The organism is Rhizobium johnstonii 3841 (genome assembly GCF_000009265.1).
GTDB lineage: Bacteria > Pseudomonadota > Alphaproteobacteria > Rhizobiales > Rhizobiaceae > Rhizobium > Rhizobium acaciae.
This window is the reverse complement of record NC_008380.1, coordinates 3983082-4002783: the sequence shown is the minus strand read 5'-3', so window position 1 is coordinate 4002783 and position 19702 is coordinate 3983082. Positions and strand designations below refer to the sequence as shown.

Annotated in this window: 19 protein-coding genes; 10 read left to right on the top strand and 9 right to left on the bottom strand. The window is 61.6% G+C overall.

Translation table 11 applies throughout. From position 1 onward, the window contains the following. The first annotated feature begins 41 nt into the window (after nucleotides 1-41). Nucleotides 42-1061, top strand: a complete 1020-nt coding sequence (locus RL_RS19560; RefSeq protein ID WP_011653234.1) for a LacI family DNA-binding transcriptional regulator — start codon at nucleotides 42-44, stop codon at nucleotides 1059-1061. On the opposite strand, the gene RL_RS19555 is transcribed toward RL_RS19560, so the two are convergent. Further along, the gene (locus RL_RS19555; RefSeq protein ID WP_011653233.1) at nucleotides 1058-1828 is read right to left on the bottom strand and encodes a TIM barrel protein; all 771 of its coding nucleotides are present in this window, start codon (nucleotides 1826-1828) and stop codon (nucleotides 1058-1060) included. The two genes, RL_RS19560 and RL_RS19555, sit on opposite strands and share 4 nt — an antisense overlap. 142 nt (nucleotides 1829-1970) lie before the next feature. On the opposite strand from RL_RS19555, the gene RL_RS19550 reads away from it, so the two are divergent. Beyond that, nucleotides 1971-2759, top strand: coding sequence for an SDR family NAD(P)-dependent oxidoreductase (locus RL_RS19550; RefSeq protein ID WP_011653232.1), 789 nt, complete (start codon nucleotides 1971-1973; stop codon nucleotides 2757-2759). A 176-nt stretch (nucleotides 2760-2935) separates the two neighbouring features. Next, nucleotides 2936-3400 (top strand): RrF2 family transcriptional regulator, encoded by a 465-nt coding sequence (locus RL_RS19545; RefSeq protein ID WP_011653231.1) that lies wholly within the window; start codon nucleotides 2936-2938, stop codon nucleotides 3398-3400. 1 nt (nucleotide 3401) lies between these two features. On the opposite strand, the gene RL_RS19540 is transcribed toward RL_RS19545, so the two are convergent. Beyond that, a complete protein-coding gene (locus RL_RS19540; RefSeq protein ID WP_011653230.1) occupies nucleotides 3402-4526 on the bottom strand; it encodes an acyl-CoA dehydrogenase family protein in 1125 nt (374 codons plus the stop codon). A 164-nt stretch (nucleotides 4527-4690) separates the two neighbouring features. Between RL_RS19540 and RL_RS19535 the strand changes: the two genes are divergently transcribed. Beyond that, a complete protein-coding gene (locus tag RL_RS19535; RefSeq protein ID WP_028743267.1) occupies nucleotides 4691-5467 on the top strand; it encodes a metallophosphoesterase family protein in 777 nt (258 codons plus the stop codon). 29 nt (nucleotides 5468-5496) lie between these two features. Here RL_RS19535 and RL_RS19530 read toward each other — a convergent pair whose 3' ends face one another. From RL_RS19530 to RL_RS19520, 3 genes are all read right to left on the bottom strand, one after another. Next, nucleotides 5497-8685: an efflux RND transporter permease subunit gene (locus RL_RS19530; RefSeq protein WP_011653228.1), complete on the bottom strand. Its 3189-nt coding sequence runs from the start codon at nucleotides 8683-8685 to the stop codon at nucleotides 5497-5499. Further along, nucleotides 8682-9857 carry an efflux RND transporter periplasmic adaptor subunit gene (locus RL_RS19525; RefSeq protein WP_011653227.1) on the bottom strand — a complete coding sequence of 392 codons (1176 nt, stop codon included), beginning with the start codon at nucleotides 9855-9857 and terminating at the stop codon, nucleotides 8682-8684. Before RL_RS19525 ends, RL_RS19530 begins: the two co-directional genes overlap by 4 nt. Before the next feature lie 262 nt (nucleotides 9858-10119). After that, on the bottom strand, nucleotides 10120-10323 hold the full coding sequence (locus tag RL_RS19520; protein WP_041936438.1) for a hypothetical protein: 204 nt from the start codon (nucleotides 10321-10323) through the stop codon (nucleotides 10120-10122). A gap of 76 nt (nucleotides 10324-10399) precedes the next feature. Between RL_RS19520 and RL_RS19515 the strand changes: the two genes are divergently transcribed. From RL_RS19515 to RL_RS19505, 3 genes are read left to right on the top strand one after another with little or no spacing between them, the layout of a single operon-like run. Further along, a complete protein-coding gene (locus tag RL_RS19515; RefSeq protein WP_003542422.1) occupies nucleotides 10400-10864 on the top strand; it encodes a MarR family winged helix-turn-helix transcriptional regulator in 465 nt (154 codons plus the stop codon). Further along, the gene (locus RL_RS19510) at nucleotides 10857-12086 is read left to right on the top strand and encodes an HlyD family secretion protein (RefSeq protein WP_041936437.1); all 1230 of its coding nucleotides are present in this window, start codon (nucleotides 10857-10859) and stop codon (nucleotides 12084-12086) included. Before RL_RS19515 ends, RL_RS19510 begins: the two co-directional genes overlap by 8 nt. Further along, nucleotides 12079-13620, top strand: coding sequence for a DHA2 family efflux MFS transporter permease subunit (locus tag RL_RS19505; RefSeq protein ID WP_011653225.1), 1542 nt, complete (start codon nucleotides 12079-12081; stop codon nucleotides 13618-13620). The genes RL_RS19510 and RL_RS19505 overlap by 8 nt, the downstream gene beginning before the upstream one ends. A 123-nt stretch (nucleotides 13621-13743) precedes the next feature. Here the strand turns inward: RL_RS19505 and RL_RS19500 are convergent, their stop codons facing one another. The 3 genes from RL_RS19500 to RL_RS19490 are packed head-to-tail and all read right to left on the bottom strand — an operon-like array spanning nucleotide 13744 to nucleotide 15648. Then, nucleotides 13744-14358, bottom strand: a complete 615-nt coding sequence (locus tag RL_RS19500) for a DNA-3-methyladenine glycosylase (RefSeq protein ID WP_032993205.1) — start codon at nucleotides 14356-14358, stop codon at nucleotides 13744-13746. Between the two features lie 27 nt (nucleotides 14359-14385). Next, nucleotides 14386-14700 carry a hypothetical protein gene (locus RL_RS19495; protein ID WP_011653223.1) on the bottom strand — a complete coding sequence of 105 codons (315 nt, stop codon included), beginning with the start codon at nucleotides 14698-14700 and terminating at the stop codon, nucleotides 14386-14388. Nucleotides 14701-14739: 39 nt separating this feature from the next. After that, the gene (locus tag RL_RS19490) at nucleotides 14740-15648 is read right to left on the bottom strand and encodes a LysR family transcriptional regulator (protein WP_011653222.1); all 909 of its coding nucleotides are present in this window, start codon (nucleotides 15646-15648) and stop codon (nucleotides 14740-14742) included. 119 nt (nucleotides 15649-15767) lie between these two features. Here RL_RS19490 and RL_RS19485 point away from each other — a divergent pair, with 119 nt between their 5' ends. Together RL_RS19485 and RL_RS19480 are read left to right on the top strand one after the other, a co-directional pair. Next, a complete protein-coding gene (locus tag RL_RS19485) occupies nucleotides 15768-16511 on the top strand; it encodes an SDR family oxidoreductase (protein ID WP_011653221.1) in 744 nt (247 codons plus the stop codon). Between the two features lie 86 nt (nucleotides 16512-16597). Beyond that, entirely contained in the window at nucleotides 16598-17500 is a 903-nt protein-coding gene (locus tag RL_RS19480; RefSeq protein WP_011653220.1) for an SDR family oxidoreductase, read from the top strand. Between the two features lie 268 nt (nucleotides 17501-17768). Here RL_RS19480 and RL_RS19475 read toward each other — a convergent pair whose 3' ends face one another. Continuing rightward, nucleotides 17769-18680: a LysR family transcriptional regulator gene (locus tag RL_RS19475; RefSeq protein WP_011653219.1), complete on the bottom strand. Its 912-nt coding sequence runs from the start codon at nucleotides 18678-18680 to the stop codon at nucleotides 17769-17771. A gap of 164 nt (nucleotides 18681-18844) precedes the next feature. Between RL_RS19475 and RL_RS19470 the strand changes: the two genes are divergently transcribed. Continuing rightward, nucleotides 18845-19657, top strand: a complete 813-nt coding sequence (locus RL_RS19470; RefSeq protein ID WP_028743277.1) for an alpha/beta hydrolase fold domain-containing protein — start codon at nucleotides 18845-18847, stop codon at nucleotides 19655-19657. The last annotated feature ends 45 nt before the right edge of the window (nucleotides 19658-19702 follow it).

Genomic DNA, 19702 nt, shown 5'->3' with positions numbered 1-19702 from the left:
GATATAGCCAGCGTCGCATCAATCGAACGCTGAGGTGCCACGTGGGAAGCAGAGGCCGGGTTACATTGCAGACCATCGCAAGGGAGGTCGGCCTGTCGAAATATGCGGTATCGCGGTCGCTTGCCGGCAAGAGCGGCGTTAGCGAAGAGACGCGCGCGCTGATCCGCGAGACGGCGCAGCGCCTGGGCTATACCAAGCCCGCCGGGCAGGGAGCCGCAGGCGAGGTGGCGGTTGTCTTTCACGATCTCGATGCCGTCAACAGCGAGCTCTATATGCAGGTGCAGAACGGTGTGCAGCGCGAGGCTCATCGGCTTGGCATGACGCTGCGTGTACGCTGGACCCATGATTCCGGCCAGTTGGAGGAGCTGGCGCGCACTTGCGACGGGCTGATGCTCGTCGGTCCGCATGCCCGTGAGGCCGTGGCGGCGGTGAGTGCCACCGGCGTTCCGATCGTGCGTTTCGGCTGGGTCGATGCGCTCGAACAGATCGACCATGTCGGCGGCACCGACCATGAGGCAGGGCAGGCGGTGGTGGAGTATCTGGTCGGGCTCGGCCATCGGTCCATTGTTTACGTCTATGGCATGCCAGGCCTGCGGGGGCGCCAAGAGCGGCACTACGGCGCCCGCGAAATCGCCGAACGTTATCCTGACGTATCGCTTCATGTTATGCAGTTCGACGAAGAGAATGGCTTCAGCACGGCCTTCCGGGCGCTCGTGGAAAAAGGCATCCGGCCGACGGCTTTTTTCTGCGCCCATGATGGGCTGGCACTGACCGTGGTTTCCGAGCTGCTCGGTCAGGGGTATCGCATTCCCGACGATATTTCGGTCGTCGGTTTCGGCGACTACTCGCCGGCAACGCAGATCTCGCCGGCGCTGACGACGGTGAGGATGGAGGGGCAGGAATGCGGGGCGGTCGGCCTGCGGCTCTTGCTCGAGCGCATCGAGAATCCACGTCTGCCCGGCATGCCGGCGCGGCGCATCATGATTGCCTCGCGCATTATCGAGCGCCGCTCGGCCGGACCCTGCAAGGTGGCGGCGAGCGTCGATGCCGCCGAGGTTTAACCGCCGAGCGAAGCAATCGCAGCCTTGACTGCGTCCGCGCCAGCCCTGGTCGGCCGGTATTCCAGACCGACGGCGCCGTCATAGCCGTTGGCGAAGATCCAGCCGAGGCGTCGGGCAAGGTCGATGCCGCCGGAGCCCGGCTGGTTGCGGCCGGGGTGATCGGCGACATGGACGTGGATGATTCGGTCGAGACGGCCATTCAGCACGTCTTCGGTGCGCTCGTCCATCACGGCGGAATGGTAGATGTCGTAGACTATGCCGATCTCGGGGCGGGCGACGTCATCGATGATGTCGAGACCTTCGCGGGTCGAATCGAGGAAATAGCCGACATGGTCGATGCGGATGTTGAGCGGCTCGACGCCGAGGCGGACACCGCTACCTTTGAGGATATCGGCGCCGGCTCTCAGCGTTTCGGTAAGCGCTCGGCGCTGTTCTTCGCGGCTCAAGCCTGGGAGATCGTCGCCTGCCTGGGCAATCAGCACCGGCGCGCCGAGACGCTTGGCGACAGTGACGGATTCGGCAAGGCCTTTCAGCCAGGCCTGCCGGTTGGCGGCGTCGGTCAGCGCGATCATCGGTTCGGCGACGAGGCTGGAGACGGCAAGGCCGGTTTCCTTCAGCGCCGCCTCGATCGCATCCAGATCCTTGCCGGTCCAGCGCCAGAATTCGATCGCCGTCAGGCCGGCCGCATGGGCGCGGCGGATGCGATCGGGAAAGCTGTCGCCCTCTTCGGCAAACAGCCACTCTATGCAGGCTGAATAACGTCGCATGAAAACTCCTCCCATCTGTTGATGCAGGCATGCGACAGATCGGCGCCTGCCGCAAGAGGTGTGCAGGCGCTTGACGCCCGGGTTCATAGGCGAAACACTCGGCACATCAGGCCGGGATCTCCGGCCGTTTGCGGAGGAAGACATGGATCTCGGATTGAAGGGAAAGACTGCCGTCATAACAGGTGCGTCGGTCGGCATCGGGCTGGCGATCGCCGAGGGGCTGGCGGCTGAGGGCGCCGACCTTGTGCTGGCAGCCCGTGGCGGCGAACGGCTCGAGGCGGAAGCCGCCCGTATCGCCGAGAAGTACGGCGTCAGCGCCGCCGCTGTCGCGGCCGATGTGGCGACGATTGGGGGAACCGAGGCGATCATCGCGGCGGCGGCCGAAAAAGGTGGCGCCGATATCCTCATCAACAATGCCGGCACGGGATCGAACGAGACGGTAATGGAGGCGCCCGACGAGAAGTGGCAGGACTATTGGGACCTGCATGTGATGGCCGCCGTGCGGCTGGCGCGCGGAATCGCGCCGCAGATGAAGCAACGCGGCGGCGGGGTGATCCTGCACAATGCCTCGATCTGCGCCGTCCAGCCGCTCTGGTACGAGCCGATCTACAATGTCAGCAAGTCGGCGCTGATGATGTTTTCGAAGACGCTTTCGACCGAGCTCATCAAGGACAATATCCGCGTCAACTGCGTCAATGCCGGCCTGATCCTGACGCCCGACTGGATCAAGACCGCCAAGCAATTGACGGCGGAAACCGGCGGCAACTGGGAAGGCTATCTGCAGAGCGTCGCCAACGAGCATGCCGCCTCCAAACGCTTCGGCACGCCGGAGGAGCTGGCCAACGTCTTCGTCTTCCTGAGTTCGGAGCGTGCGAGCTATTGCATCGGCTCGACCTATTTCGTCGATGGGGGCATGCTGAAGACGATCTAATCGAGGCGGCTGACGAGGTGCGCGGCGGCCGGTCTTTCTCAAGGCTGCCGCGCGGGCCTGTGGACGTTGCCGATACAAGCTATAAATAATAGCTATTTTGTTGTATGTTCACGCTTTTGACGCTATTTGCCTGCTATTGGCAGGATAAATACTGTGATTTCTACAAGGCGACGACGATGCTGACGAAAAAGGGAAAATACGGGCTGAAGGCGCTGGTCGACCTGGCGCGGCTGGCGCCGGGTGAGACCGCCTTCATCAACGACATCGCGGCCCGCAACAATATCCCGAAGAAGTTTCTCGATACGATCCTGCTCGAACTGCGCAATGTCGGCATCCTGCGCTCGAAGAAGGGACCGGGCGGCGGCTATTCCCTGTCGCGGCCGGCAACCGAAATCCGCATCGGCCATGTCATCCGCACGCTCGACGGGCCCCTAGCGCCGATCCGCTGCGCCAGCCGTACGGCTTACGAGGCCTGCGACGACTGTGCCGATCCTGAGACCTGTCAGGTGCGGCGCTCGATGACCGACGTTCGGGACGCGATCGCCGCCATTCTCGACAATATGACGCTCGAGCAGTTCGTCGCCGACGGCGGCCGCATCGACGGCGCGAAGGAAGAATTCCCAATCTCCGCGGCCAGCTGAATTAGATCCTGCCGGTCGACATATATTCGCCTGCGGTGTGCAACAGCTTATCCCTCGGCAGCGATAGCGCGTGAATGCGGGTGTTGCGCCAATGGCGATCGAGATTGAGCCCGATGCCGGCTGATGTTTCCCCTGCAAGTTCGAACAGCGCGTTTGCGGTGTCGAGCGCCGTTTCCCCGGCAAGGACTGCGGCCGCCGAGGCGGAGAAATGCGCGTCCGCCATCGCGGCGTCAACAGGATTGACCTGGGCAATGTCGAGTTTACGGCCAGCCCGTTCCAAGGCTGCCGCCATTGCTTCGATGCGGATGGCGCGTTCGCCGATTTGGGGAAGGACCGTCGTGCTGCGATCACCAATTGCGGTCATCAGGTCGCTCCATGCGGCCCGGGCGATGCCCAGGCTGACGCCCGCCTTGAGCAGCAGGCCGAGCGAGATGCCGGTCGAATGTCCGGAGGAGGGAGCAGGCGCAATCGCATCGGCATTGACATGAAACGTTCCGATGATCGCCGTCGCCGATCCATTGGTGCGCTGGCCGAAGCCGTCCCAATCATCGACCACCTGCACGCCTTCTTCACCGCGTGCGAGGTAGAGTGTCACCGGGCGGCTGGGAGGAGCGGTGGCGGCAGCGGCGATCCAGTCGGCGAATAGAATACCGGGCGCCTGCCGCGTGCGCCCGCTCAGGCGGTAGCCTGGGCCTTCGGCGGTCAGTTCGGCCCCGTCGGTGAAGGCGGCGCCCGAAAAGCGGTCGCCGAGCAGCACGCGGGCAAACAGCGATGCCTTTAAATCCTCGGCAGCCTGAGCGCGGAGCGTTTCCAGCGCAGAAAAATGACTTTCCAGCGCCTCGCCGATCGATGCATCGCCCTCGGCGATGATCGCAACGATTTCGGCGAGCAGGGCGTTCGACATGTCGAGCCCTTCATGGTCGGGCGGAACAGTGATTGCCGTCAGCCCCGATACCGACAGCGCATCAAGCTCGGCAAAGGGCAGGATGCGGTTGATATCGCGCTCGCTCGCCTGCTGCCGGAATGCGGCGGCGAGGTCGCGGGCCGTGGATATCGCCTCCTCTTCGCTTTCGATGCGATGCGCGGGAGGCCTGAGGCTCTCATGAAACTGCGATACCGTTCCCATCGGTCACTCTTTTCTCGACGGATACAGGAGTGAGGGATTGCCCCTCGAATGATAAGGCCGGTTTTTCTACAAAACCCGGGCGCTTTGAATTTTCTTACCAGCTTGATTGCCTTGTCCTTCACTCTACTTACGGTTAGGTGGGGCTTCCTTGATCGAGAAATATGATGAGCGACTCTCGTGCTCGCAACAGCGAGGTTTCGAAAATGGCACGCCAGCCGAGACCGCGCCCGACGCTGGATATTGCCGCTATCCCAACCTATGCGATCGGCGACATTCACGGTCGGTACGATCTGCTTGTGAAAGCCGAGGAGGCGATCCTGCGTGATGGCGCGCGGCTGCCCGGGCGAAAGCTGATCGTCACGCTCGGCGACTATATCGACCGCGGCCCTGAATCGGCACAGGTCATCACCCATCTGATGGAGCCTCCGCCTGATGGATTCGACCGCATCTGCCTTGCCGGCAATCACGAAGTCGCCATGCTCGACTATATCGATGGCTGGATCTCCTATGACGATTGGATGCAGATGGGGTCGGCGGAGTCGCTCAAATCCTATGGCCTCGATCCGGAGCATCTACCGCTGGTCTTTCCCTCCGGCGCGAAGCTCGATGCCTTCATCCGCCAGTCGCTGCCGCGTACGCATATCGATTTCATGCGGGCGATGCCTGTCCTGCTGGAGACCCCAAGCGTGATTTTCGTGCATGCCGGCATCAATCCGAAGCTGCGGCTCAGTGAGCAGACGGACGAGGATCTGGTCATCATCCGCCAGCGGTTTCTCGAAAGCCGGGTGCCGTTGCCGAAACTCGTCGTTCACGGTCATACGCCGAACGATGAACCCGACATACGGCCGAAGCGGCTTAATATCGATACGCGCGCCTATCGCAGCGGCAAACTCACCGTCGCTCGCTTGTGGCAAGGCCGAGTGCATCTGTTTTCGACCTGACTTCCGTTTCGTCAGCCGATGGGATCGTCTCAGACGACCCCTTCCTCGACCGGCTCTGTCTTCGCTGGTTCTAAAGTGGCCGGCCGTTTACGGCGCCAGCCGCGCAGCACGACGTAGAAGACCGGCGTCAGGAACAGGCCGAAGATCGTCACGCCGAGCATGCCCGAGAAGACGGCGGTGCCAAGCGACTGGCGCATTTCGGCGCCGGGGCCGGTGGCGATGGCAAGCGGCAGAACACCGAAGATGAAGGCGAATGCCGTCATCAGGATCGGGCGCAGGCGAAGATGGCTGGCCTCGATGGCCGCTTCCACCGGCGACTTGCCCTCGTCTTCCGCCTGCCTGGCGAACTCGACGATCAGAATAGCGTTCTTGGCCGCAAGACCGATCAGGACGATCAGGCCGATCTGGGTCAGGACATTATTGTCCATTCCCCTCAGCGAGACACCGATCAGCGCCGCGAGCACCGCAAGCGGGACGATGAGAATGATCGCTAAGGGCAGAACCCAGCTTTCATATTGCGCTGCCAGCGCCAGGAAGACGAAGACGACGGACAAGGCAAAGATATAGATGGCGGTGTTGCCGGTGTGGGTCTCCTGATAGGCGAGTTCGGTCCATTCGAAGGTTGTCCCCTGCGGCAGGATCTTCGCCGCTAGGGCCTCCATCTTGGCGATGGCATCGCCCGTCGACGTGCCCGGCGTCGGATTGCCCTGAAGCGGCACCGAGACGTACATGTTGTAGCGCTGGACAAGCGCCGGGCCGCTGGCATCCTGGATGTCCATCAAGGTTCCAAGCGGAACCAGTGCGCCGGTGGCCGAGCGGACCTTCAGGGCAAGGATGTCCTCCCGGTCCATGCGGTATTGCCGGTCGGCCTGGGCGCGAACCTGGTAGACGCGACCGAACGCATTGAAATCGTTCACATAGGCGACGCCGAGATTGATGGAAAGGGCGTTGAAGATATTGGGAATCGGCACATTCAGGAAACGTGCCTTGTCGCGGTCGATCGCCAGGAAGTATTGCGGGCTGGCATCCGAAAATGTCGTAAAGACGCCGGTCAGCCCCTCGGTCGTTGCCGCCGCACCCATCATTTGCCGGGCGAGGCCGAGCACGCGGGTCATATCGGCGTTTTCGAGATCGGAAATCTGCATCTTGAAGCCGCCGGAATTGCCGACGCCACGCACGGATGGCGGTGGGATGGCGATGATGAAGGCTTCCTGGATGCTTTGCAGTTTGCCGTAAAGCTCGCCGATGATCTTGTTGGCGTTCTCGCCACCTTCTTCACGTTCGGCAAAGGATTTGAACGGGACGAAGACGACGCCGGCATTTGAGGCATTGGTGAATGTCGCCCCGCTGAAGCCGGCAAATTGCACGGCATTGCCGACGCCGGGCACGGTGCGGGCGATATCGCCCACCTGTTTGACGACGGCATCGGTACGCGCAAGCGAGGCTCCATCAGGCAACTGTATGACGATGATGGCGTAACCCTGGTCCATGGTCGGGATAAAGCCCGCGGGGACTTTCGTGCCCATGTACCAGGTCGCTCCGAGCAGGCAGACGAAGGTGACCATCGCGGCTGTCAACCCAATCCAGCTGCTGACCAGATGCCGAACGGTCCATGAATAGCCGGAACTCAGCCGATCGAATCCATGATTGAAGCCGTCCGCAAGCCCTCTTCCCAGACGGGATGCGACATTCATGCGTTTGGTTTCGTGGTCATGGGCTTTCAGCAATATACCTGCAAGCGCGGGCGACAGTGTGAGCGAATTCAATGCGGAAATTGCAGTGGTGACGGAGATCGTGACCGCGAACTGCCTGTAGAATTGGCCAGAGATGCCTGGAATGAAGGCTGTCGGCACGAACACGGCGATCAGCACCAGCGAGATGGCGACGACGGCGGTTCCGACTTCGTCCATCGTGACATGGGACGCCTGCTTCGGCGTCATCCCGCGTGCCAGATTGCGCTCGACGTTTTCCACCACCACGATCGCGTCGTCGACGACGATACCGATCGCCAGCACGAGGCCGAACAGGGTGAGCATGTTGAGCGAGAAGCCGAAGGCGAGCAGGACGGCGAAGGTGCCGATCAGCGATACCGGGATGGCAATGATTGGAATGATCGCGGTTCGCCAGGATTGCAGGAAGACAAGAACGACAATCGCCACCAGGATGGCCGCTTCGGCGATGGTCCTATAGACCTCGGTGATCGAATCCGAGATGAATTCAGTCGTGTCGTAGACGATACGATATTCCAGACCCGGCGGGAAATTCTGGGATATGTCCTTCATCAGCGTCTGGACTTGATGGGCCGTGTCCAAGGCGTTGGTTCCCGGCCGGGCGAAGATGCCGAGAGCAACTGCAGGATCGTTGTTGAGATAACTGTTAGTGACGTAATCCTGTGCGCCGAGTTCTATCCGGGCGACATCCTGCAACTGCACGAGTCGGCCCGATGTCGTCGATTTCACAATGACATATCGGAACTCGCGCACGTCGGAGAAGCGGCCGTCCGTTCGCACCGTATATTCGAAAGCATTCTTGCCGGTGACGGGTGGGGCCCCGATCTTGCCGCCCGACACCTGGACGTTCTGATCTCTCAACGCGGAGACGACGTCATCGGATGTCATCCCGTAAGCGGAGAGCTTTTCCGGATCCAGCCAGATTCGCATCGAATACTGGCGTTCGCCAAAAATCTGCACGTCGCCGACGCCGTCAAGGCGCACCAGAACGTCGCGGATGCGGTTGCGGGCGTAGTTCGAGACGTAAAGCTGGTCATAGCGGTGCGACGGCGACAGCAGGTGCACCACCATCATCAGATCGGGCGAACTTTTGTCGGTGGTGACGCCAAGCCGCTGGACTTCCTCGGGAAGACGGGGAAGGGCGATGGAAACGCGGTTCTGGACAAGCACTTGGACCTTGTCGAGATCGGTGCCGAGCTTGAAGGTGATCGTCAGCGACATGGCGCCGTCGGCGCTGGAGTAGGACGACATGTAAAGCATGTCTTCGACGCCGTTGATCTGTTGTTCAAGCGGCGTCGAAACGGTATCGGCGATCGTCTGCGGGTCGGCACCCGGATAAGAGGTGCGCACGACGATGGTCGGCGGCGCTATCTCGGGATACTGCGACACCGGCAATTGCGTATAGGCAATGCTGCCGACGACGAGAAAAAGGATCGAGATGACGGCCGCAAAGATCGGCCGGTCTACGAAAAAATGAGCAAATCTCATTGTCCGTTCTCCGCACCGGCGGTTTCCGGCGGAGCGTCCTGCCGCTCCTTGGGCAGTTCGGTCATCTGAGGCGTGATCTTTGCACCCGGCCGGGCGCGCATCAGGCCGTTGACGATGATGGTCTCGGTGCCGTCGAGGCCCTCGCGTATGACGCGGTAGCCGTAGAGACGCGGCCCGGGTCTCACGGGCTTTGTCGACACCGTGCCGTCCTCGGCGACGACATAGACGACGCGCTCATTCTGGTCCGAGCCGATGGCCTCGTCGGGGACGAGAATGGCCTGGTAGGTGTTGGAGGCTTCGACCTGTATGCGACCGAACAGGCCGGGCTGAAGGACAAGATCGGGATTGGGGAAGCGGGCACGCAGACGAATGGTGCCACTCTCATTGTCGACCCGGTTCTCGGCGAAATCGAGCTTTCCCTTGAACGGTTTGGCACTGGGATCCGAGATCGTGACGGACACATCCAGTCCGCCGCCGCCCTGCTGCAGATCCTTGCCCAGTTTGCGCGCCGTGTCGGCGAAATTCAGCAGCCGGCGTTCATCGACGTCGAAATAGAAATCGATAGGATCGAGCGAAACGATCGTCGTCAGCACGGTCTGGTCGGTCTGCACGAGGTTGCCGGCCGAGATCAGCCGGCGGTCGATGCGGCCGCTGAGCGGCGCCTTGATCTCGGTATATTCCATGTCGAGAGAGGCGCGATCGGCTGCGGCCTGCGCGCCGCGGACATTGGCCTCAGCCGAATCGAATTCCCGGCGGCGATCGTCCAGCGTCTGCGCCGACTGGCTGCCGCTCGCAGCAAGCGATTGCGCGCGCTTATATTGCGCATCGGCAAAGACCAGGGCGGATTGCGACGATTCGAGTGTCGCCTTTGCCTGATTGAGCGCGGTTACGAACGGCCGCTGATCGATGACGAAGAGCAGGTCGCCCTGCTTGACCAATGCGCCGTCCTGAAAATGGATTTCCTGCAGGTAACCACCGACGCGCGAGCGAACGGAGACTTCGTCGACCGGCTCGAACCGGCCGATGAACTCGTCGCTGTCGACGACATCGCGCACGACAGGCTTGGCGACGGTGACGGGCGGGGGCGGCGGGGCGCTCTGGGCCAGCGCGGGGAGGGGCATGAATGCGGCAATACAGCCAAGCACCACCATCTGTCGAAGCACGTAAGTCATACCGGTCCTCCAATCTCGACGGCCGATTCACTGCCGCCAACCTCAAGATGAAGTGATGCTGTTCATGTCTTGCTGCTTTGACCGAGGGTCTCTGCCCCCGTAATTCCCCCGGCGTTCGATCCCTTGGAAAAGGAAGGCCGGCACGCAATGCACATCGGAAAAATCGTAACCCTATGGAATTGGACTATAAACGGCAGCGGCGAAAAATTGCAAATGCCAATTGGTAACGATTCCGGAATCCATCAAAACGTCACAGAGGGCATCAGCTTTCGACGATCTCGTCCCTGCCGGGTGGTAGAGCGGCGAGTTCGGCCCAGTCGAGTTCCTGTTCCAGCATGTGAAAGACATCATCGTCGATCTCGTCGGCGCGGTGCTGCGCGACTCCGCCGGAGGCTGTACCTACCGCAGATTTAGGGCAGAGCTGGGCTGCGGCATTTTCGCCGCTGCCGTTGAATCTGCCGTTCATGCCCTTGTGCAGTGCACATGCTCAATATATCTACCGATATTATAAGGGTGCTTATAAATAACGGTCACAGGTTTTCATGAACGCCACTCCGACCCTCGGTTTCCTTCTCCACGACGTCGCAAGGCTGCTGCGCAAGCGGTTCGAGCAGCGTGCGAAGTGCCTTGGGCTGACCCGGTCGCAATGGCAGACGCTTGCCTATCTCTCGAACAATGAAGGTATCCATCAGGGCGGCCTTGCCGAAATCCTCGAAGTCGAGCCGATCACGCTGGTGCGCATTCTCGACAAGCTCGCCGAGCGCGGGCTGATCGAGCGCCGCCAGCACCCGACCGACCGGCGTATCTGGTTGCTTTATATGCGCGACGAGGCGCACCCGCTGCTTGCCGAAATGCGCGAGCTCGGTGACACCACCCGCGCGGAAGCGCTGCAAGGTGTTTCCGCCGAGCAGCGCGAGCAGCTTTTCCACATCCTATCCGTAATGAAGACGAACCTGGTTCAGGCATGCCGGAGCCCGGTTGACGAGAATGAGACGAACGATGGCTGACCAATCCCCCCTCCGCGTCGTTGCCGACGCCAATGCCAAGACCGAGACTCCTGTCGAAGACAACGAAGCGAAACAGCAGGAAACGGTAGCCGAAGCGCCTTCATCCAATTCAGCGCCGGCTGCCGCCGTGGCTGCGCCTGGCGGCAACAAGGTCCGCCGCCGGCGCAGTCTCACGCGGCCGATCCTCTTTGCCTTGCTGCCGGTGGCGCTCGTGGTCGGCGGTTATTATTACGTCAATGGCGGCCAGGTGATGTCGACCGACAACGCCTATATCCAGGCCGACATGGTCGGGCTTACCACCGATGTCTCGGGTATCGTCGACCAGATCAACGTGCATGAGAACGAGGCGGTCAAGGCGGGACAGGTGCTCTTCAGCCTGCGGTCGGATTCTTTCAAGATTGCGCTTGATGGCGCCAAGGCGCAGCTCGGCGCGCAGCGCAACCAGATCATGAATCTCAAGGCGAGCTATCAGCAGTCGCTTGCCGAGATCACGCAGGCGCAAGCCGATCTGCCCTATTATCAGGATCAGTTCGACCGGCAGCAAAACCTCGTCAACAACGGCAGCGCGACGCAGTCGGCCTATGACGAAGCCAAGCACAATCTGGAAGCCGCGCAGCAGAAGGTTGCCGTCGCCAAGGCGGAAGCCGCAACGACACTCGCCCAGCTCGGCGGCAATGCCGACCAGCCGGCCGAGGAAAACCCGCTCTACCTGCAGGCCAAGTCGCAGGTCGACAATGCCCAGCGCGAACTCGACCACAGCGTCGTCAAGGCACCGTTCGACGGCATCGTCACCAATGTCAATGCGCTGCAGGTGGGCTCTTACCTGCAGGCTTCGCAGCAGGCCTTCTCGCTTGTTGCCACCGACCGTCTGTGGATCGCCGCCAGCCCGAAGGAAACCGAGCTAACTTATGTCAAGCCCGGCCAGACGGCCGAGATCTATGTCGACACCTATCCCGGCGTGACATGGAAGGGCAAGGTCGAGAGCATCAGCCCGGCCTCCGGCTCCAGCTTCTCGCTGCTGCCGGCGCAGAACACCACGGGCAACTGGGTGAAGGTCGTCCAGCGCATTCCGATGCGCGTCAGCATCGAGGACACCGACGGCAAGCCGCCACTGCGCGTCGGCATGAGCACGGTGGTCGATGTCGAGACCGGTCATGCCCGCGGCCTGCCTGATTTCGTCAACAAGCTTCTGGGCCGGCCTCAGGGCAAGGATCATGAGTAACGCTTCCGCTTCTCCGTCGACGCCGATTGCCAATCGCGGTGCGATCACGGCCTGCGTCATTCTCGCCGTCATCATGCAGGCGCTGGACACGACGATCGCCAACGTGGCGCTGCCCTATATCCAGGGCAGCGTGTCGGCCTCTGCCGACCAGATCAACTGGGTGCTGACCTCCTATATCGTCGCGGCGGCAATCATGACGCCGCCGTCGGGCTTCCTTGCCGCCAAGTTCGGTCGCAAACGCGTGCTGCTCGTCGCTATCGTCGGTTTCGTGGTTGCTTCCGTTCTCTGCGGCCTTGCGCAATCACTGAACCAGATCGTCGCTTTCCGCCTGATGCAGGGCCTGTTCGGCGCATCGCTGGTGCCACTTTCCCAGGGCATCCTCCTCGACATCTATAGCGTCGAGGAGCGCGGCTCGGCCATGGCTCTTTTCGGCGTCTCGGTCATGGTCGGGCCGGTGCTTGGGCCTGTCATCGGCGGCTGGCTGACCGACAATATCAGCTGGCGCTGGGTGTTTTACATCAACGTGCCGATCGGCGCGCTCGCCTTCATGGGCATCGTCGTCTTCGTCACCGAGACCAAGAGGGATCTGCTCGCCAAGCTGGACTGGTTCGGTTTCGGGATGATGAGCCTCGGCATCGCCGCGCTGCAGCTCTTTCTCGACCGCGGTGAGCAGCTCGACTGGTTCTCTTCCGGTGAGATCATGCTCGAGGCGTTGATCTGCGCCTCAGCCTTCTATCTGCTGATCGTGCATACGCTGACGGCGGAGAAGTCCTTCGTGAACCCGAAGCTGTTCCTCGACCAGAACTTCTCGATCAGTATGATCTTCATCTTCGTGGTCGGCATTACCTATCTCGCCTCACTGGCGCTGATGACGCCCTATCTGCAGACGCTGATGGGCTATCCCGTCATCACAGCGGGCATCGTCATGGGTCCGCGCGGGCTCGGTACCATGCTCTGCATGTTCATCGTCGGGCGGATGGTCGGCAAGGTCGATACGCGCGCGTTGCTGGCGCTCGGCTTGGGGCTCACCGCATGGGCGATGTACGACATGACCGGCTGGACACCCGACGTCTCGCAATGGACGATCGTCTCGGTCGGCTTTATCCAGGGCGCCGGCCTCGGCTTTCTGTTCGTGCCGCTGACGACGATCGCTTTTTCTACGCTGCCCGCCCATATGCGCGGCGACGGCACCGGTCTCTACAACCTGTCGCGAAACATCGGCTCGGCGGTCGGCATCTCGATCGTCTCGGCGCTGATCGTCGAGAACACGCAGAGCAATCATGAATCGATCGCGGCCTATGTGACGCCGTTCAACCACGCCTTCAATGCCGTGGCTGCGCAGGGGCTCAGCCCGGTGACGGCGGCCGGCCGCGCCTCGCTCAACGAGATCATCACGCTGCAAGCGACGATCATCGCCTATATGGACGATTTCAAACTGCTGATGCTGATGTCGCTTGCGGTCATTCCGCTGGTGCTGCTTCTGCGCAAGCCGAAGGCAGCACCCGCCGTCGACCATAGCGCCGTCATGGAATGAACTCCAGATTCGCGCAATTCCGGACGAAAAACCGCTTCGCACTTTTCCTGGAATTTTGTTATAAATTAAATAGTTGAAGCATGATGTCGCCCGAACACCGCTTACACTTTTCGTCATCATGCTCTAGCGAAACGGCTTGCTGAGAAAACGCGATCCCTGAATGCCGAAGCGCCATGGTGCTTCGGCATTTTTCGTGATGCCGATGCGTTTTCCCGAGACGATCGGTACAGGTGCTGACGGCGCGATGGCATAGGGCGCGCGATCAAGCAGCCTGTCATTGATCGCGATATCGATGCCAAGCGCCTGGCAGAGCTTGCCGGGGCCGCTGCAGAGCGACGTGAGCATATCGGTGCCGCGCCGCTCCATCATCCGAGGGATTCCCGTTTCCGGCTCCAGGGCGCGGATGAGTGCAGCCGAGCCCGGATGGCAGACGAAATTCAGGCACCAGTACACGCCGTAGATGCGGTAGATATAGACGTTGCCCGGCTTGCCGTACATGGCGCCGTTGCGCTTGGTCGGGCCGCGGAAGCTGTGCGAGGCCTCGTCATCGGGGAAATAGGCTTCGGTCTCGGTGATGCGTCCGCCGACGCCATCCACGGTCAGATGGCAGCCTAGCAGGTCGCGAGAGACGGTGATCGCATCGCGCTCGAAAAATTTCCTGAGGCTTTCGCCGGTGAGCGTGCCAGCGCCGATCGCGCCATTCGTCGTTGCATCCGTCATGATGAACGCCGATAGCATTCCCCTTGCCGATCTGCCAAGCCGCGTCTAGCGGCCAGCGTTCGGATCGCGCATCGGGATCGACGATGAGGTGACCGAGACCGGGTCGCTCGCCGGGAAGGAATCTTCCAGACCCTCCTCCAGCTCTTCCTCAAGCAAAGCGGGATCCTTGCCGCGGGTGCTGTCGCCATGGGCAGGTTCGATCGCCGCTGCGAGCAGGGCCTTGGCCCGCAAGACGGCGTTTTCCGACGTTAGTTCAGGCGTGCTGCGAAGCGTCACGGCAATGCTGTCTTCACCTTCGCCGCCGAATTCGACAACGAAGCCGCCCTCCGTTTGGTAGACGGTGATATCGTTGAGTGCCATGGCCGTTCTCCGAGGGCGCTCATATTAGCAAGGCGCATTTTAGTGAAGCGCGTTTTCAGAATTTTGTCGAGCGAAGACCTTCACCAGCCAGTCGATGAAGACGCGCACGCGCGGCGAAAGCTGGCGGTTACGGGGATAGAGCAGGGACACCGGTGTTTGCGTCAGCGGAAAATCCGGCAGCACTTGGACCAGCGTGCCTTCGGCCAGATCCTTTTCAGCGTGATAGCGCGGGATCTGGATCATGCCGAGACCCAGCCTGGCTGCTGAAATATAGCTTTCGGCGGCATTGACGGCGACAGTCGCCGGAATGCCGATGTTGGCTACTGCGCCGTCGACGATAAATTCCAGCGGCAGCAGACTGCCTGTGCCGCTGGAGCGGAAGCCGACCATGCGATGGCCGGCAAGCCGTTCCGGATGCTCCGGCTTGCCGTGACGGGCGATATAGGCCGGGGAGGCGAGTGTCACCTCATCAAGCATGGCGACGCGCCGGGCGACCATGTCGCTGTCCTGAGGCGTGCCGACGCGCAGCACGCAGTCAATGCCCTCGCGCACGAGGTCGACCAGCCGATCGCCCTCGCTCATGTAGAATTCAATGTCAGGATAGGTCTCCAGGAAGGACGGCAGGCTCGGCAGCACGAAGTGGCGGGCGAGTGTGCCATGCACGTCAACGCGCAGCATGCCCTTCGGCTTGGCGCCGGCAAAGGCGCCTTCGGCTTCTTCGATATCGGCGAGGATCGACAGGCAGCGCTGGTAATAGGCTTCGCCGTCGAGCGTCGGGCTGACATGGCGTGTCGTACGCTGGAGCAGGCGCACGCCGAGACGGGCTTCGAGCTGTTTCACCGCATCGGTGACGGTCGAGCGCGGCAGGCCGGTATCTTCGGCCGCAAGCGTGAAGCTGCGGCGTTCCACGACGCGGCAAAACACGCGCATGGCGTCAAATCTGTCCATCTATTTGTTCGTCATTCCCGGATAGTGATGCCGACTAATGCCCGATTATCCGCAAAAGGAAAAGGCGCATCTTCTCCTCATCGAAAACGCGCTGCGGCGCAGGATGAAGGAGAAGGACAATGGCTTCCAAAGAAAACGGCAAGGTAGCACTGGTCACCGGTGCTTCCCGCGGCATTGGCGCGGCAGTCGCCCGACGCCTCGCCAAGGACGGTTTCACCGTTGTCATCAATTATTCCGGCAATGCCGCTCCGGCCGAGGAATTGGCTGAGAAGATCGAGCAGGCGGGCGGCAAGGCACTGACGGCGAAGGCCGATGTCGGCGATGCCGAAGCCGTCCGCCGCATGTTCGATGCTGCGGAAACCGCCTTCGGCGGCGTCGATGTGCTCGTCAACAATGCCGGGATCATGATGCTGTCTTCACTTGCCGAGGCCGACGACGTTAATTTCGACCGCCAGATCAGTGTCAACCTGAAGGGCACCTTCAATACGCTCAGGGAAGCCGCCAAGCGTCTGCGCGACCGTGGCCGGGTCATCAATTTCTCGACATCGGTCGTCGGCCTGAAGCTCGAAACCTATGGCGTCTACGCCGCTACGAAGGCTGCCGTGGAAACACTGACGGCGATCATGGCCAAGGAGATGCGCGGCCGCAACATTACCGTCAACGCCATCGCGCCCGGTCCCGTTGCAACTGACCTCTTCCTCAACGGCAAGTCGGACGAACTCGTTGCCCGGATGGCGAAGATGAACCCGCTGGAGCGTCTCGGCACGCCCGACGACATCGCCGCTGCGGTCGCCTTCCTCGTCGGCCCTGATGGCGGCTGGATCAACGGCCAGACGCTGCGCGCCAATGGCGGCGTGATCTGACGAGAGACCGGTGGCGGTCTTCCGGCCGTCGCCCGCCCAAGCTTCCACTTCAGCCAACCCCAATCGAACCTAGACGGAATACGATCATGAGCAAGCAAGTCATCGTCATAACCGGCGCTTCCAGCGGTTTCGGCGCTCTCACCGCCCGTGCGCTCGCCAAGGCCGGCCACACCGTCTATGCCGGCATGCGCGCCACGGAAAGCCGCAACGCTCCCGCCGTCGCCGACGCGGCTGAATTCGCCAAGGGGAACAATGTCGATCTGCGCTCGGTCGAACTCGATGTCGCCTCCGACGCGTCGGTTGTATCAGGTATCGCCAGGATCGTCGCCGATGCGGGTCGCCTCGATGTCATCATCCACAACGCCGGCCATATGTCCTTCGGCCCGGCCGAAGCCTTCACGCCGGAACAGTTCGCCGAACTCTTCGACATCAACGTGCTCTCCACCCAGCGCGTCAATCGCGCGGCACTTCCGTATCTCCGCAGGCAGGGCAGGGGCTTGGTGGTCTGGGTATCGTCGTCGAGCAGCCGTGGCGGCACGCCTCCCTATCTCTCGCCCTATTTCGCCGCCAAGGCGGCGATGGATTCACTTGCCATCTCCTATGCCAGCGAGCTTACCCGCTGGGGCATCGAGACCTCGATCATCGTGCCTGGCGCCTTCACCAAGGGCACCAACCATTTCGCCCATTCCGGCTCGCCGGATGATACTGCCCGCGCCGCCGAATATAATGAAGGACCCTACAAGGGGGTGCCGGAGCAGGCGCTGCAGGGCCTGGCAGCGCTTGAACCGGCCGACGCCGATGCCGGCGCGGTAGCCGCCGCCATCGTCGATGTCGTCGGCAAGCCCTTCGGTACGAGGCCGTTCCGCGTCCATATCGATCCGTCCGAGGACGGTGCGGAGATCGTCAACGGCGTTGCAGACCGTGTTCGGGCGGAATTGTTCCGCCGCATCGGCCTCGAGGACCTGCTGAAGCCGGCTGTCAGGAATTGAAACCTGGCCCGCCGCCCCGCGCGGAAACACGGGAGCCAGGCCCTCATCGCAATTATGTGAACGCGATTGCAGGATTTTTTCCTTACAATCCTGCGGGGAGTGCGTATATCTGTTTTATCGCGAGAGAGTGGAATTCCCTGCCGCTCTCTTTGCGAACCTCCAGAGCCTGCCGCGCCCTTGCTACGGTGCGACAGGATTGATGTTCAAAGTTGTACATTGCGGCCCGTCGAAGGTTCCCCTGCCTTCCGGGCCGTATTTGTTTCGAGGCTCAGACGTCGTTCAGTCTCGCCTCGACCAGAAGCTTCACCAGCCAGTCGACGAAGACGCGGACCTTGTTGCTGAGGTGGCGGTTCGGCGGATAAACGACATAGAGCGGCAGCGGATCGCGACGCCAATCCGGCAGCACGCGGACGAGCTCGCCCCTTGCCATCGGCTCGCGCGCCATGAAGATCGGCACCTGCGCGATGCCGAGACCCGTCAGCGCAGCCGTCAGATAGGTGCGGCTATCGTTGACCGAGGCGATGTAACGCGGACTGGTCTCGATCACCTCGTTGTGCCGGCGAAATTCGAAGGGCAGCGTCCGGTTGTTCTGGGCGCGGAAATAGTTGACGGAGTAATGATCCGCCTCCAGATCCTCCGGCCGCTCGGGCATGCCGAATTTCTGGATGTAGTCCGGTGAAGCGCAGGTGATCATCTCGACTTCGGAGACGCGCCGCGCAATCAGCGACTGGTCGGCCGGCGTGCCGGCCCGCAGCGCGCAATCGACATTTTCTGCAAGATAATCGACCGTGCGGTCGCCGACACCGAGGTCGATACGGATATCGGGATAACGCTGATAGAAATCGCAAAGTGCCGGAACGACGATCCAATCGGCGAAAGCGCCGGCCATCTCGACACGCAGCCGTCCACTCGGCAAGCTCTGCGAATTGGAGAGGCTGCCATCAAGCTCCTCCAGTTCCGAAATGATCTGGGCGGCACGTTCGTAATAAAGCGCGCCGTCCGTGGTCACCATGACCCGGCGCGTGGTCCGATTCAAAAGCTTGGTGCGCAGATGCGCTTCCAGGCCCTGGATGAGATTGGTTACCGTCGCCTTGGGCATGGCGAGCATGTCGGCGGCGCGGGTGAAATTGCCCGTCTCCACGACGCGAATGAAGACGCGCATTGCCGAGAGCTGATCCATCGGTTTCAAATCCGCAGTTTGCGTTGCACCATTGTTCGAGATCTGGAACAGTGTTATCGCGATATAGCTTCTTATTCCTTGGTTGGAATAACAATATCTTTTTTGTACAAAATGCAAGCGGCAGGCGTTGTCTGCTTGCGGCCGACGCAAAAGAGACCGGAAGCATGACGGTGGAATGGAAAGATATGATGCTGGACAAGGTGGCCATCGGCCCCGTTTCCGCACGCATCTACCAGGGCGCCGATTACGGCAAGGGTCCGCCGATTGTGCTTTACCTGCACGGCGGCGCGTTTCTGGATAGCGACAAGAACGTCGACCGGCCGGTGGCGATGAGTCTCGCCAAGGCCGGCGCCATCGTCGTCGCTGCTGACTACAGCAGCCTGTCCGGCAACCTATTCCCGCAAGCGCTGGAAGTCTCCTTCTCCGTTTTCACCTATCTCGCCAACAAACGCGCCGGTCTCGGCGACCGGAAGTCGTTGCTCTTCGTCGCTGGCGAAGAAGCAGGCGGCAATGTCGCCGCCGGTGTGGCGCTGAAGGCGCGCGACCAGATGCCGGACGCGCTCGACGGCCAGGTGCTGATTTCGCCGCTGCTCGATCCCTTCATGGGCACGTCCTCGATCCGCAAGGCCGAAGCCATCGGCATGCGCCAACGCTGGACGGAGGGCTGGAGCCACTATCTGAGCGGCGGCGGTTGCCACCCTTATGCGGCGCCTTGCCTCTGTTCTCGTATTTCGGGCGTCGCGCCGGCGTTGATATTCACCGCCGAGGACGATCCTCTGCACGACGAGACAATTGGTTACGGTGCCCGCCTGAAACAGGCCGGCGTCGGTGTGCGCCAGCATGTCCTTCCCGCCGGGACGGGCTGGCCCTCGATTTATGGTGGGAAATCCGACGGAGCGCCCGACTGGCAGGAAAACGTCAGCCGCCATTTCGGAAGCTTCCTTCGGGACGTAAGCGTTCAACCGCAATTGCATTGAAGAAGACCTGATATTTCGGCGGCCTTGAGCCGTAAGGAGAGTACC

Excerpts from the sequence above, each read along its gene's own strand:
- RL_RS19555 (WP_011653233.1), bottom strand. The coding sequence starts at position 1,828 with ATGCGACGTTATTCAGCCTGCATAGAGTGGCTGTTTGCCGAAGAGGGC.
- RL_RS19550 (WP_011653232.1), top strand. The coding sequence starts at position 1,971 with ATGGATCTCGGATTGAAGGGAAAGACTGCCGTCATAACAGGTGCGTCG.
- RL_RS19545 (WP_011653231.1), top strand. The coding sequence starts at position 2,936 with ATGCTGACGAAAAAGGGAAAATACGGGCTGAAGGCGCTGGTCGACCTG.
- RL_RS19540 (WP_011653230.1), bottom strand. The coding sequence starts at position 4,526 with ATGGGAACGGTATCGCAGTTTCATGAGAGCCTCAGGCCTCCCGCGCAT.
- RL_RS19535 (WP_028743267.1), top strand. The coding sequence starts at position 4,691 with ATGAGCGACTCTCGTGCTCGCAACAGCGAGGTTTCGAAAATGGCACGC.
- RL_RS19530 (WP_011653228.1), bottom strand. The coding sequence starts at position 8,685 with ATGAGATTTGCTCATTTTTTCGTAGACCGGCCGATCTTTGCGGCCGTC.
- RL_RS19525 (WP_011653227.1), bottom strand. The coding sequence starts at position 9,857 with ATGACTTACGTGCTTCGACAGATGGTGGTGCTTGGCTGTATTGCCGCA.
- RL_RS19520 (WP_041936438.1), bottom strand. The coding sequence starts at position 10,323 with ATGAACGGCAGATTCAACGGCAGCGGCGAAAATGCCGCAGCCCAGCTC.
- RL_RS19515 (WP_003542422.1), top strand. The coding sequence starts at position 10,400 with ATGAACGCCACTCCGACCCTCGGTTTCCTTCTCCACGACGTCGCAAGG.
- RL_RS19510 (WP_041936437.1), top strand. The coding sequence starts at position 10,857 with ATGGCTGACCAATCCCCCCTCCGCGTCGTTGCCGACGCCAATGCCAAG.
- RL_RS19505 (WP_011653225.1), top strand. The coding sequence starts at position 12,079 with ATGAGTAACGCTTCCGCTTCTCCGTCGACGCCGATTGCCAATCGCGGT.
- RL_RS19500 (WP_032993205.1), bottom strand. The coding sequence starts at position 14,358 with ATGCTATCGGCGTTCATCATGACGGATGCAACGACGAATGGCGCGATC.
- RL_RS19495 (WP_011653223.1), bottom strand. The coding sequence starts at position 14,700 with ATGGCACTCAACGATATCACCGTCTACCAAACGGAGGGCGGCTTCGTT.
- RL_RS19490 (WP_011653222.1), bottom strand. The coding sequence starts at position 15,648 with ATGGACAGATTTGACGCCATGCGCGTGTTTTGCCGCGTCGTGGAACGC.
- RL_RS19485 (WP_011653221.1), top strand. The coding sequence starts at position 15,768 with ATGGCTTCCAAAGAAAACGGCAAGGTAGCACTGGTCACCGGTGCTTCC.
- RL_RS19480 (WP_011653220.1), top strand. The coding sequence starts at position 16,598 with ATGAGCAAGCAAGTCATCGTCATAACCGGCGCTTCCAGCGGTTTCGGC.
- RL_RS19475 (WP_011653219.1), bottom strand. The coding sequence starts at position 18,680 with ATGGATCAGCTCTCGGCAATGCGCGTCTTCATTCGCGTCGTGGAGACG.
- RL_RS19470 (WP_028743277.1), top strand. The coding sequence starts at position 18,845 with ATGACGGTGGAATGGAAAGATATGATGCTGGACAAGGTGGCCATCGGC.